The 13,057-nt window shown below is 62.9% G+C and carries 12 protein-coding genes; 10 read left to right on the top strand and 2 right to left on the bottom strand.

Features of this window, described 5'->3' with window-relative positions; genetic code table 11:
• The first annotated feature begins 324 nt into the window (after positions 1 to 324).
• On the top strand, positions 325 to 1,446 hold the full coding sequence (locus JGU72_RS17985; RefSeq protein WP_199685286.1) for a TerD family protein: 1,122 nt from the start codon (positions 325 to 327) through the stop codon (positions 1,444 to 1,446).
• A gap of 1 nt (position 1,447) precedes the next feature.
• On the opposite strand, the gene JGU72_RS17980 is transcribed toward JGU72_RS17985, so the two are convergent.
• Complete coding sequence (locus JGU72_RS17980) at positions 1,448 to 2,026, bottom strand: TetR/AcrR family transcriptional regulator (RefSeq protein ID WP_307828495.1); 579 nt, start codon at positions 2,024 to 2,026, stop codon at positions 1,448 to 1,450.
• Between the two features lie 122 nt (positions 2,027 to 2,148).
• Here JGU72_RS17980 and JGU72_RS17975 point away from each other — a divergent pair, with 122 nt between their 5' ends.
• Together JGU72_RS17975 and JGU72_RS17970 are read left to right on the top strand one after the other, a co-directional pair.
• Positions 2,149 to 2,595 carry a tautomerase family protein gene (locus JGU72_RS17975; protein ID WP_199685285.1) on the top strand — a complete coding sequence of 149 codons (447 nt, stop codon included), beginning with the start codon at positions 2,149 to 2,151 and terminating at the stop codon, positions 2,593 to 2,595.
• 305 nt (positions 2,596 to 2,900) lie between these two features.
• Positions 2,901 to 4,091: an AAA family ATPase gene (locus JGU72_RS17970; protein ID WP_199685284.1), complete on the top strand. Its 1,191-nt coding sequence runs from the start codon at positions 2,901 to 2,903 to the stop codon at positions 4,089 to 4,091.
• A gap of 48 nt (positions 4,092 to 4,139) precedes the next feature.
• Here JGU72_RS17970 and JGU72_RS17965 read toward each other — a convergent pair whose 3' ends face one another.
• Positions 4,140 to 5,369, bottom strand: coding sequence for an ABC transporter substrate-binding protein (locus JGU72_RS17965; RefSeq protein WP_199685283.1), 1,230 nt, complete (start codon positions 5,367 to 5,369; stop codon positions 4,140 to 4,142).
• 162 nt (positions 5,370 to 5,531) lie between these two features.
• Between JGU72_RS17965 and JGU72_RS17960 the strand changes: the two genes are divergently transcribed.
• The 7 genes from JGU72_RS17960 to JGU72_RS17930 all read left to right on the top strand — a co-directional run bounded on the left by JGU72_RS17960 (position 5,532) and on the right by JGU72_RS17930 (position 12,992).
• Positions 5,532 to 6,785 (top strand): lipase family alpha/beta hydrolase, encoded by a 1,254-nt coding sequence (locus tag JGU72_RS17960; RefSeq protein ID WP_199685282.1) that lies wholly within the window; start codon positions 5,532 to 5,534, stop codon positions 6,783 to 6,785.
• Between the two features lie 280 nt (positions 6,786 to 7,065).
• Positions 7,066 to 8,028 (top strand): alpha/beta fold hydrolase, encoded by a 963-nt coding sequence (locus JGU72_RS17955; RefSeq protein ID WP_199685281.1) that lies wholly within the window; start codon positions 7,066 to 7,068, stop codon positions 8,026 to 8,028.
• A 423-nt stretch (positions 8,029 to 8,451) separates the two neighbouring features.
• Positions 8,452 to 8,931, top strand: a complete 480-nt coding sequence (locus tag JGU72_RS17950; RefSeq protein WP_199685280.1) for a hypothetical protein — start codon at positions 8,452 to 8,454, stop codon at positions 8,929 to 8,931.
• Between the two features lie 183 nt (positions 8,932 to 9,114).
• Positions 9,115 to 9,411 carry a hypothetical protein gene (locus JGU72_RS17945; RefSeq protein ID WP_199685279.1) on the top strand — a complete coding sequence of 99 codons (297 nt, stop codon included), beginning with the start codon at positions 9,115 to 9,117 and terminating at the stop codon, positions 9,409 to 9,411.
• A complete protein-coding gene (locus tag JGU72_RS17940; RefSeq protein WP_199685278.1) occupies positions 9,408 to 10,238 on the top strand; it encodes a hypothetical protein in 831 nt (276 codons plus the stop codon). Before JGU72_RS17945 ends, JGU72_RS17940 begins: the two co-directional genes overlap by 4 nt.
• Before the next feature lie 73 nt (positions 10,239 to 10,311).
• Positions 10,312 to 12,249: a fumarate reductase/succinate dehydrogenase flavoprotein subunit gene (locus tag JGU72_RS17935; RefSeq protein ID WP_199685277.1), complete on the top strand. Its 1,938-nt coding sequence runs from the start codon at positions 10,312 to 10,314 to the stop codon at positions 12,247 to 12,249.
• Complete coding sequence (locus tag JGU72_RS17930; protein WP_199685276.1) at positions 12,246 to 12,992, top strand: succinate dehydrogenase/fumarate reductase iron-sulfur subunit; 747 nt, start codon at positions 12,246 to 12,248, stop codon at positions 12,990 to 12,992. Before JGU72_RS17935 ends, JGU72_RS17930 begins: the two co-directional genes overlap by 4 nt.
• The last annotated feature ends 65 nt before the right edge of the window (positions 12,993 to 13,057 follow it).

Genomic DNA, 13,057 nt, shown 5'->3' with positions numbered 1-13,057 from the left:
AGATTGATTAAGGTCCAGAGTTGATGCGGCCATTTCACCCACGAGGGGCCGCAGTAGGAGTGCAGTACATGAGCGGCGAGGCGAAAATCATCTGGCCCCACCCCAGCCCCTTGCAGGATTGGTGGACCCAGGTCATGTCCGTCGCTCACAATCGCGTGTCGACGTGCGTCGTAAAGCACGAGCGAGCTGTGCCGATTCCAGCCACCGACGGCTCCGAGAAACCGACCTGACAGCTGCCGTAATCCCGCTCGGCGCGTCTGCCTATGCTCTCCGATACGGACATAGCTCTCCGATACGGACATAGCGCTCACGAGGGGACTACGCATGACGGTGTTGACGCGCGGATCGAACGCGCCGCTCGGAGCCGCCGCATTTGCGGTAGAGGTCAGTGCCGCGGCCGCCCTCGATGTATCTGCGCTGCTGGTTACCGAGTCCGGCAAGGTGCGCTCCGACGACGACTTCATCTTCTACAACGCGCCGACCGGTCCCGGCGTGCGCCACGTGCCGGCGGATGCGCAGCGACCCGACGCGATAACGATCGATACGAACGCCATCCCGAGCCAGATCGACAAGATCGTCGTCACGGCGAGCCTCGACGCCGCCGGTGCAACGTTCGCCGGTGCAGCGCCGGTCGCGACGCTTCGCGACATTCCGTCCGGCGCCGTCCTCGCCACGTTCGCGCCCGACCGCCTCGGCCCCGAAACCGCGCTCATTCTCGTGGAGATCTATCGACGCGGTCCGCAGTGGAAGATTCGCGGCGTCGGCCAAGGCTATTCGAACGGGTTAGCCGGTATTGCAACGGATTTCGGGATTGCGGTCGACGAGGAGGAGGCGACCCCACAGCCCGTCGTCGAAGTTCCTGCCGCCGCACCGGTTCGCCTCAACCTCGACAAGGGCCGGGTCTCGCTGCAGAAGCGCCAGTCCGTTTCGCTGACGAAGGCGGGTCAACCGCTGTTGTCGATGGTTCAGATGGCGCTCGGCTGGGATCCCGCGAACGGTCGTCGAGTCGATCTGGACGCGTCATGCATCGCCTTCGACGGCAACCGAAAGAAACTGGCTTCCTGCTGGTTCATGAAGCTCGCCATCCTGGACGGTGCAATCCAGCATTCGGGCGACAACCTGACCGGGCGCGGCGAGGGCGACGACGAAATCATCTCTGTCGATCTCGGACGCCTGCCCGCCGAAGTGATGGGGCTCGTCTTCACGGTGAATTCGTTCTCGGGCCACAAATTCAGCGACGTCGCGAATGCTTTCTGCCGGCTTATCGACGCGGGTAGCGGCGCTGAGCTTGTGCGTTTCGACCTGTCCGAGGCGAAGCCGCACACAGGCGTGGCGATGTGCAAGCTGATCAGGGAACCTTCGGGATGGGTCATGACCGCGCTCGGCGAATTCGTCGATGCGAAGACTGTTCGCGGAATGGTGAAACCGGCAGGCCAGATGCTCTGAACTATTTGGCGAGAACTGTCGCCAGCAGCTCTTCCAGTTCCTGGCCGACGTGGTCGAGTGGGTCGGTGCTCTGCTCGACGCGGCACAACACCACAGCACCTTCGATCGACGCGATCACGACGCTGGCAAGCCTGGCCGCGCGTGCCTCGTCGACGCCGTCGGCGACAAGGTGCACGCTCAATGCGTCGCGCCATTGGCCGAATATCGCCGCGGCGGGTGCGCGCAGCGCGGGGTCCTCGGCCATGCCGTCGACCGCGACGGCGACGATCGGGCAACCCGCGTCGAAATTGCTGGCCCGCAAGATCTTCTTCCAGGTCTCGATGAAGCCACGCAACACGAGCCTTGTATCTGCCGCTGTGGTCGCGCGTTCGATGATCGACGTGATCCAGGTTCCGGCGAAATCAATTGCCTCAGTAATGATCTGGGTGCGACCACCGGGAAAGTGGTAGTAGACGGAACCGCGGGGAGCGTTGCTGTGCGACAGGATCGCATCGATAGTCGCGCCCGCAACGCCACGCTCCCGAATCAACTGGACAGCGCTCGTCAACATGCGGTCGCGCGTCCCGACCTCGTTCTTCACTCGCCTACCTCCTTCCACAGATCGTAACGAGAATCGGCCCTTGTGATGCATTCTGCTCTATGCAATATTACATATACCGGAGACGCCGGACCACAGGTTGCACTCGAAAGGTGTGAACATCAATGCCGATGATCGATGTGACGATCCCCGAAGGCGCAATTGCCGAGGAGAAGTCAGCTCCGCTGCTCGACGAACTGGTCACCATCCTGCTCCGCGCAGAACGTGCACCGGACACGCAGTTCTTCCGCGACATCACCTGGGTGTATCTGCGCGACATCCCGGCGGGGAGGTTCGCGGTCGGCGGACGGCCCGGCGGTTCGCCGCGATTCCGCGTCGACATCACGGTTCCCCAGGGCGCTCTGTCGCAGCGGCGCAAAGACATTCTCATTGCGGAGGTTCACGCCGCCGTCGTTGCAGCCGCGGGCCTTGACCCGAACTCTGCACAGGCCCTGCATGTGTGGACGTTGATTCGCGAAGTGCCGGAGGGCAACTGGGGTGCGGCCGGACAGGCCGTGCAGTTCGAGAACCTCAAAGGTGCCGCAGCCGCCGAGCGTGCCGCGGCGAACTAGAGCGTGCGTGTGACCGGGTGCCGACTCAGAATCGACACCCGGTTGGTATCTCTTTCGCCATCTACCGGAATTGGTAGATAGATGAATAATTGGCGGACGAGTTGGGGGACGTGTACGTCTACGCGGCCGAGGCGCTGGGCAAGACTGAAGGAAAACCCCCGGAATTCGGGGGAAATCCTTCACTCGACCGCGAGTGGAGCCCAACTCGACCCACCACGGCCAACTCACTACAACTTCATAGCGTTCTCTAGGACACGCCCTAGAGAAACCCAGATTTACCTACCAACTCTTGTACCTTCCGTCACATGGACCCCGTGCGTAACCCATACGCTCCTGGAGCCGGCCAGCGTCCACCTGAGTTGGCCGGTCGCGATAAGCAGTTGGACGCGTTCGACGTCGTCCTCGAGCGCATTGCTCGTGGCCGACCCGAACGCAGCGTTGTACTCACCGGACTACGCGGCGTCGGGAAAACGGTGTTGCTCAACCAACTTCGGTCCGCAGCCATTTCCCGCGGCTGGGGGACCGGCAAAATCGAGGCACGCCCCGATCAGGATCTGCGCCGACCGCTGTCTTCTGCCCTGCACATGGCGGTTCGCGCCATAGCGGCCGCCCACCGAAATCCCGAGCGGGTCGACGACTTCCTGGGGATTCTCAAAGCCTTTGCGCTCCGCGCCACTGCTGACAAGGGCATGCGGGAGCGTTGGCAACCGGGGATCGACGTTCCGACGGTGACCGGTCGGGCAGACTCGGGGGACATCGAGATCGACCTCGTCGAACTTCTGATGGAGGCTGCAGGGCTCGCGCGCGACATCGGCATCGGTCTGGCGATCTTCATCGACGAGATGCAGGACATCGGCGCCGCCGACATCTCGGCGATCTGTGGTGCGTGCCACGAGTTGAGCCAGGACGCGGCACCGCTGATCGTCGTCGGAGCTGGCTTGCCGCACCTGCCGGCCGTGCTGTCGGCGTCCAAGAGCTACTCGGAGCGCCTGTTCAGCTACCACCGCATCGACCGACTCGATCGCGATTCCGCCGACCTCGCACTTATCGCCCCCGCCGCACGCGAGGACGTCAGTTACACCGCGGACGCGCTCGATGCGCTGTACGCGGCCGCCGATGGCTACCCGTATTTCGTCCAGGCCTACGGCAAAGCGACGTGGGACCTCGCTGCGGACAGCCCGATCACTGCGGAAGACGTTCTCGTCGCAGCCCCGACCGCCGAGGAAGAACTCGCTGTGGGGTTCTTCGGGTCGCGGTACGAACGTGCGACGCCCGCGGAACGCGAATACATGCGCGCGATGGCCGATCTGTCGGGCGACGACGGTCCGGTAGCAACCGCGAAAATTGCCGCTGAGCTCGGCCGCAAACCCGCATCGCTCTCACCTGCCCGCGATGGGCTGATCAAGAAGGGGCTCATCTACTCGGCCGAGCGGGGAACGATCGGGTTCACGGTGCCGCACTTCGGTAGGTATCTCCGCGCGCAGACCGATCTGTAGCCAAGACCAAGGCCGTCTAGTTCAGCCACTAGAGACGCTTAGAGAGCCCTACGGATTCCCGACGTGCGTCGCAGCGGCATCGACGAGCGCCTGCTGCAACGCCACTGGATCGTGGTGTGTGCCGAATGCCCTTACAGCAGTTGTGATGTCGGCCAACCACCTGACCGGCGCCGCGGCGCCGTGCGCGAGCGACGGCACGATGACGTCGTCGCGATAGGACGTCATCGCGGTTTGCTGATAAGGCTGATAGTCGCCAGGCGAGACATCCGATCGCGCGGGAATGGACCCCTTTGCCAGATTGAACGCCTGCTGGCCTTCGATGCTCGCCACTGTCTCGAGCCAATCGACGGCACCACTCTCGTTCGGGCAGTTCGCCGGCAACGTGAACGAATCCGCCAGGAAATCGAACGCACCCTGGGTTCCGGGGACAGGAAACGCGACGTAGTCGACGTCGAACTGCATTCCCTCTGCACGAAAGAGGTTCTCCGCCCAGTCACCCATGACGGTGTAGGCAGCCTTCCCATCGATCACACGTTTCGTCGACGCCGGCCAGTCGAGGAACTGGTTGTCGGTGTTGGCATAGGAGAGGAGGCGGCCGAAATCGGCCAGCGCCGCGGTGATTCGCGGATCGGCCCAACTCGTCTCGCCATCGAAGAGACCTTTGTAGGACTCCGATCCGAGCCGGGAGATGAGGACAGTTTCGAGCAGGTGCACCTGCGTCCAGTCCTTGCCGATGGCGAGTGGCGTGACCCCTGCTGCTTTCAACGCGTCGAGCTGCGCGAACCACGCATCGAGATCTGCTGGACGCGACTGCGGATCGATTCCTGCGCGGGAGAGTACCGCGGGATTTCCCCAGACGACATTGGCGCGGTGCACGTTCGACGGTACCGAGTAGATCTTGCCGTCGACAGTCAATAGATCCAACAGGCCGCGCGGAAACACTGTGTCCCAGCCATTTTCGGCGTAGAGCCCACCGAGGTCCTGAACCTGCCCGGCCTCGATGTAGTCGGCCAATTCCATGCCCGCGTGCACCTGAAACGTTCCGGGCGGATCGCCGGCCGCCAATCGCGAGGCCAGGACATCACGCGCCGTGCCCCCAGCGCCGCCCGCCACAGCTCCGTTGATGAACGTCAGATCCGGATAGTTCCGGTTGAAGACCTCGACCAACGCGTTCAGTCCAGCCTGCTCCGACGCGTCGGACCACCACGTGAACACCTCGACGTTGTTGTCGGCATCGCTGTTGCAGCCGGTCACGACCGAGATGAGAACGACAAGCATCGCGAGCAAAGTGCGGACTCGCGCCAAGGTGATCCCCCTTCAACAGCGAAGTACTACCAGGAAATCGTGCTGCCTCCGCTCGATCTACGCAGCGATTCGACGCATTCCCCCTGCACAGCCGCTAAAGCTAGCGGATTCGGTGCACAGTTGTACACTCGGATCATGGTTGATGTTGCAGAGCGGAAGCGCGAGGTTCGCGCTCTCTCCCAGCTGGCGTTCGACGAGCTCGGTGGCGCAGTCGGCGGTATTGCGAAGATGCACCGAGCAATCTCGGACCGAATCTTCTCGGTCGTCGGCTTCGGTATCGGATCCGCGCAGGCGCCCATCAAGGCGTTGCACGACGCGATATCCGAAGGCGTCTACACCGCGGTCAGCGGCACGACCTCGCTGGCAAGCGAGGCGTCGAGCATTCTCGACCTGCCGCTGGCCAGTCCGCCGTCCGAAACCGCTTGGGGCGCTGGGATCATTGCAGCCATCCAAGGTTTGCGCGGCGACACACTCGAAGCGGAACAGCCCGCCCTCGCGGAGGCAATGACCCTGCGCGTCGACGGGAAATACATCGCCGCCGAACCCAGCGTGCTCGCCGAAACCTTTCCGGCACCGTCGGCTCGGCTGGTCGTATTTCTGCACGGCCTGATGGAGAGTGAATACGCCTGGCGGCTCGGCGGGCGGCCGAGCTACGGCGAACAATTGGGTTCGACCTACAACTGCACCCCGCTCCACATCAGGTACAACACCGGGCGTCACATTTCCGAGAACGCACGCTCGTTCGCTGCCCTGCTGGCGGAAATCGTCGACACCTGGCCGGTCGAGGTCGAGGAAATAGCGATCGTCGGCCATTCCATGGGCGGCCTCGTGGCGCGCAGCGCCTGCCATATCGCCCAGACGGACCACGCCCCGTGGGCGGGCAAGGTTCGGCAGGTCGTCTGCCTTGGCTCACCACACTTCGGGGCACCACTCGAACGGCTTGTGCACTACGCGAGCGCGGGGCTCACGATGCTGCCCGAAACTGCGCCGATCGGGCGCTTTCTGCGGCGGCGAAGCAACGGCATCCGCGATCTACGGCTGGGGTCGCTCGTCGACGAGGACTGGTCCGGCCGGGACAAGGACGCGTTGCGCGCGGCCGTCTGCGTCGAGGTGCCACTGCTCGTCGGAGCTACGCACTACTTCGTGTCGGCGACGGTGACGCGAAGCCCGCGGCATCCAATGGGCAAGCTGCTCGGCGACGGACTCGTCCTGACATCCAGCGCGACCGGCCGAACCCGATCACGCAGGATCGGGTTCGAAGATTCGAACGGTTTGCACATCTCGCCGGCCAACCACTTCACATTGCTGAACAACGACGTCGTGTACGACAAACTGCGCAGCTGGCTGAACCCGATTGTCATCTCTAACGGTGAATTGGAAATTTGCTAGATAACCATATATCCGCCGATGCGCAATTCTCGACATGAATCTCTAACTGTCTCTAGAGGATTCACTAGTCAGGCCGATAGTCGCCTACACAACGGCCAACAGCGACACTTCGGCGACGTTTGCACACCGGGTCTATAACGGTTGTCGTTCGGGGTGCAGGTCAACCGACATTTTGGGCGACTATCCAACTACCGCTTCAGCAGTTTGTAGGAAATTGCCGTAACGGAGGAGTTGCCCAGCGCGACTACGCATCAGGAACCCAAATCCTACGGAGACAGCCATGCTGAACACTCGACCCGTTGCCGTCGATGTCGACGGTCATCGCATCACAGTGTCGGCTGACGATGGCGTTCCACTCGCGGTCCGCACCTATGGCCGATCGGACGCACCGCTCACCGTCGTTTTCGTGCACGGACACTGTTTGCAGACGGACTCGTGGCGCGAGTTGCGAAGCTACCTGACGCGCGCGTGGGGGACCGATACCCACATGGTTTTCTACGATCACCGCGGGCACGGCGAATCGGGCGAAGCACCGGCGTCGACGTACACGCTCGACCAGTTGGGCTGCGACCTCGACGCCGTGATCCGCGCGGTCGTACCGGTAGGTCCCATCGTTCTGGTCGGTCATTCGATGGGTGCGATGACCGCACTCGTCTACGCCCGACAGCATCCCGAGACGATCGGTTCCCGCATCGTCGGCGTCGGCCTGATCGCCTCTGCCGCAAGCGGTCTCACGAGCTCGGGCATGGGCAGGTACCTACGTAGGCCGTTCGTCTCGGCGCTCTGCGGTGCGGTCCGGTGGGCGCCCGGTGTGATGCATGCGTCGAAACGAATGAGCCGCACAGTGTGCGAGCCGATAGTCCGAAATGCCGCCTTCGGCACACGGAAAGTGAGCGCGAGGACGATTGCGGTTGCTGCGGCGATGCTGAACGATACGTCCATCGTCACCATGTCGAGCTTTCTCGACAGCTTCATCGAATTCGACGAATCCGATGTGCTCCCGATTCTCGGCCGGATTCCCGCACTGATCCTGGGCGGCTCCGCGGATGTGCTGGTCCCTTTCGAGCATTCGATCGCAATCGCGGCTCAGCTGCCGGGTAGCGAACTCGTGTGCCTGGAAGGCGCGGGGCACGGTGTGATCCTGGAGCGCGCTGCCGAGGTCGCACATTCGGTCACTGGGCTTGTCGAGAAGGTGCGCGGTGCCGTAATTCGTAAGCCCTCGGTGGAATTGGCAGCCGGATAGTCGATCGGGCGCCGTTAACAATCTCGGCCCACCGGGTGAAGTTCAGTTCGAGACTCGTCACACTGATGACAGTTGGATCACCATTCTTCACTCGATCATCCGCAGAGGGACGACATGTCGAACCCGAACTACCCCGGTGGCCCTTACCAGCCGCCGAACCCGAACCAGAGACCTGGCGGGTTCGGACCACCTCCCGGGCAATATCCGCCCGGCGGGCAATACCCACCGACCGGCGGCTTTCCACCGCAGGGCCAGTACGGTCCGCCGCAGTACGGTCCTCCGCCCGGCCAATACCAGCAGCCCGGGCACGGGTATTACCCACCGCCCAACCAATTTGCGTCACAACAGAGTTCGCGACCGGGGGGCACGGTCCCGGCGTTCCTTGCCGCAGCTGCGCTCATACTCTGCGCGATCCTCTCGGCGGTGGTCGCGTACGCCGGCCGGGACGACTCACCGGAAACCATCGACGAGGCAGTGAATCGGGCGAAGATGACTCTGGCGGTTTTCGGCGCCGCCTTCATCGGTGACGACGCCGCCCCCGACGCGGGGGAGATGTGGATCAACGTCACCTACGGCGTGGCGGCTGCCGCTCTACTGCTCGCAATCCTGCTGTTGGTCGTCCGTTCGAATCCGTTCCGGCTTCTCGTCGGCTTACTCGGCGCAGGGATGACTGCCTACTACGTGTACGCCGCCATCGACCTGAAAAGTGACATCGACAAGTCCAACGAATCGCCCTACGGCACCACGCTGGATACCGACGGCTATTACACCTGGATCATCGTTTTGCTGGTCGTATGGGCCGCAGTTGCCCTCTTTGCGATCCTTGCCGGACTGTCCCGATCGGCGTCCGGACCGCGCCAAGGTTCCGGCTACGGCGCTGCGCCGAACTATTACGGTCAGTGAGATTGCCAGGGAGACACAGCGACTGAGCGAATCGAGTGTGATCAGGGCGTGCCCGGGAGGGTGCGCCCTGATCGTTGGACAGAGCTCTACAAACCACGACACATTCGTCTAGCGAACTACCTCGCCCGATCCGAAAGGTTGCCGTAGTGTGGCGACTGTCACACAGCCCTCGGAGGTAGATAAATGGCAACCGCCGAATTCAACGAGCTTCGCCAGACAATAGGCCAGCTCAGACAGTGCATCGGATCGCTTCGTTCGCAGTACGGCGACGTACGTCCGGTGACCCGACTTGCAAACGATCTGGACCGTCTCGACATCGACGTGGCAGATCTGGAGGAATCTCCTCCCCCGAAGATCGCAGGGCGGCCCGCCCCCCAACGTGAGGTCATCTACGTTCCCGACAGCAAGTCGGACGAATCAGCGTGGATGGGTGCTCAGGACGAGGGTCTCGGCTTTCATTCCCGCGAGCGGACCAAGTGAGCGCACCCACAACCGACAAGAGCAGCCAGGATCGAACAGGAGTCTTCTCGCAGACGCGCGCGCGAATTTCCGCGCGCACCCTGCGTACGGACCGTTGGTGGCTGCCCCCACTTCTCACGAACCTCGGCCTCGGGGCTTTCCTCGTCTACGGTGCCGTCCGCGCCTACTGGGGTAGCGCGTACTGGGTCGAGGAATACCACTACCTGACGCCCTTCTACTCGCCCTGTCTGAGCACCGAGTGCGTACCGGGCTCAAGCCATTTCGGTACTCCGTTCGGCGACCTGCCCTTCTTCCTGCCCCTGGGCTTCGTCGTTCTCCCGTTCCTGCTCGGGTTCCGCTTGACCTGCTACTACTACCGCAAGGCCTACTACCGGTCGGTGTGGATGTCCCCGCCCGGCTGCGCGGTCGCCGAGCCGCACGGTAAGTACTCCGGCGAAACCAAGCTGCCGCTGATCATCCAGAACGTGCACCGGTACTTCTTCTACTTCGCCGTCGTCGTCTCGCTGATCAACACCTACGACGCGATCACCGCCTTCCACAGCCCCGGAGGGTTCGGTTTCGGACTCGGCAATGTCGTCCTGGTCGCCAACGTTGTGCTGCTCTGGGCGTACACGATCTCGTGCCACTCCTGCAGACACATCACCGGCGGTCGGCTGAAACACTTCTCCAAGCATCCGGTCAGGTACTGGACATGGACGCAGGTGTCGAAGCTGAACACCAAACACATGGCGCTGGCCTGGACCACGCTGGGCACGCTCGTGCTCACCGACTTCTACGTGATGCTCGTTGCGAGCGGCACGATAAGCGACCTTCGCTTCGTCGGTTAGCGACCTTGCAGATCGGTATCCGGTGCAGCCCCCGCCGGACCCGTCTGTCTCGAACTCCTAAGGAATTTCGTCAATGACAGAGGTTGAACGCCAGAAATACGACGTCGTAGTGATCGGCGCTGGAGGTGCCGGCCTCCGGGCGGTCATCGAAGCGCGCGAACGCGGTCATTCCGTTGCGGTCGTCTGCAAGTCGCTCTTCGGGAAAGCGCACACCGTCATGGCCGAAGGCGGCTGTGCGGCATCGATGGGAAACGCCAACTCGAAGGACAATTGGCAAACCCATTTCAAAGACACGATGCGCGGCGGGAAGTTCCTCAACAACTGGCGGATGGCCGAACTGCACGCCAAAGAGGCACCCGATCGCGTGTGGGAACTCGAGTCCTACGGCGCACTGTTCGACCGCACCAAGGACGGCCGAATCAGCCAGCGCAACTTCGGCGGCCACACCTATCCACGACTGGCGCACGTCGGTGACCGCACCGGACTCGAGATCATCCGGACGATGCAGCAGAAGATCGTGTCGTTGCAGCAAGAGGACTTCAAGGAAACCGGCGACTACGAAGCCCGCATCAAGGTCTTCTCCGAGTGCACCATCACCGAGCTCGTCAAGGACGGCGACGCGATCGCCGGTGCATTCGGTTACTGGCGCGAATCGGGCAGGTTCATCCTCTTCGAGACCCCGGCGGTCGTGATCGCGACCGGCGGAATCGGCAAGTCCTACAAGGTGACTTCCAACTCCTGGGAGTACACCGGCGACGGCCACGCCCTCGCACTGCGGGCCGGCGCGACGCTGATCAACATGGAGTTTCTCCAGTTCCACCCGACCGGCATGGTCTGGCCACCGAGCGTGAAGGGCATTCTCGTCACCGAGGGTGTGCGTGGTGACGGTGGCGTCCTCAAGAACACCGAGGGCAAGCGGTTCATGTTCGAGTACATCCCGCCGGTGTTCAAAGGCCAGTACGCCGAGACGGAGGAGGAGGCGGACCAGTGGCTGAAGGACAACGACAGCGCTCGTCGCACCCCCGACCTGCTGCCGCGTGACGAGGTCGCCCGCGCCATCAACGAAGAAGTGAAGGCTGGGCGCGGCACACCCCACGGCGGAGTGTTCCTCGATATCGCGTCCCGAATGCCGGCGGACGAAATCGTGCGCCGCCTGCCCTCGATGCACCACCAGTTCAAAGAGCTCGCGGACGTCGACATCACCAAGGAGCCAATGGAAGTCGGCCCGACGTGCCACTACGTCATGGGCGGTATCGAGGTCGACCCGGACACCGCGGCCGCCAGCGTCCCGGGCATTTTCGCGGCGGGCGAATGTTCGGGCGGTATGCACGGATCGAACCGCCTCGGCGGGAACTCGCTGTCGGACCTCCTCGTGTTCGGGCGGCGCGCAGGTCTGGGAGCGTCCTCCTACGTCGAATCGCTGGATTCGCGCCCCGAGGTGTCCCAAGCGGCCATCGACGACGCAGCGAAGAACGCGCTAGCCCCGTTCGACCCGCCTGCAGACGGCTCGACCGAAAACCCGTACACGCTCCACATGGACCTGCAGCAATCGATGAACGACCTCGTCGGCATCATCCGCAAGCCATCCGAAGTCGAGGAGGCGATCGCGCATCTCGGCGAGCTTCGCGAGCGTTTCTCGCGCGCGACGGTCGAAGGTCACCGCCAGTTCAACCCGGGGTGGCACCTCGCAATCGATCTGCGGAACATGCTGCTGGTCAGCGAATGCGTCGCGAAGGCCGCGCTGCTGCGGACGGAGAGCCGCGGCGGCCATACGCGCGATGACCATCCCGGCCTCGACGCGGACTGGCGCAAGACACTTCTGGTGTGCTCGATCGACGAATCGGCGGGCGACAAGCTCGTACCCGGCGTCACCGTCACACCGAAGGAACAGCTCGAGATGCGTCCAGAGTTGCTGGCGCTCTTCGAGATCGACGAATTGCACAAGTACTACACCGATGGCGAACTCGCCGGTCATCCTGGCGCGGCCAAAGCGGAGGGGAGTGCCTCATGAGCTACGACGCGAAGTTTCGAGTCTGGCGCGGCGATCTCGACGGTGGTGAATTGCAGGACTACACAGTCGAAGTCAACGAGGGTGAGGTCGTTCTCGACATCATCCATCGGCTACAGGCAACTCAGACGCCCGATCTTGCCGTCCGATGGAACTGCAAGGCCGGCAAGTGCGGCTCGTGTTCCGCCGAGGTGAACGGTCGGCCGAAGCTGCTCTGCATGACGCGCATGTCGACGTTCACGGAGGAGGAGGTCATCACGGTCACGCCGATGCGGACGTTCCCCGTGATCCGAGACCTGGTCACCGACGTGTCGTTCAACTACACAAAAGCACGTGAAATTCCGTCCTTCACACCACCTCCCGACCTGAAGCCGGGCGAGTACCGGATGGCGCAGATCGACGTCGAGCGGTCGCAGGAATTCCGCAAGTGCATCGAATGCTTCCTGTGCCAGAACACCTGCCATGTGGTGCGTGACCACGAGGAGAACAAGGAATCTTTCGCGGGTCCGCGGTATCTGATGCGGATCGCGGAACTCGAGATGCACCCGCTCGACGTCGCCGACCGTCGCGATCTGGCGCAGGAAGAGCACGGCCTCGGCCTGTGCAACATCACCAAGTGCTGCACCGAGGTTTGCCCCGAGCACATCAAGATCACCGATAACGCCCTGATCCCGATGAAGGAGCGCGTCGCCGACAAAAAGTACGACCCGCTTGTCTGGTTGGGCAACAAGCTTTTCCGTCGCTAAAAGCCGTTTGACCTGCGCTCGTTCGGGGTATCCACGATTCACTCGAACGAGCGACAGGAGACCGA

This window comes from Antrihabitans auranticaus (genome assembly GCF_016481275.1).
Lineage (GTDB): Bacteria > Actinomycetota > Actinomycetes > Mycobacteriales > Mycobacteriaceae > Antrihabitans.
Note: the sequence above shows the minus strand (reverse complement) of the source record. Positions and strands in the feature narration are given on the sequence as shown.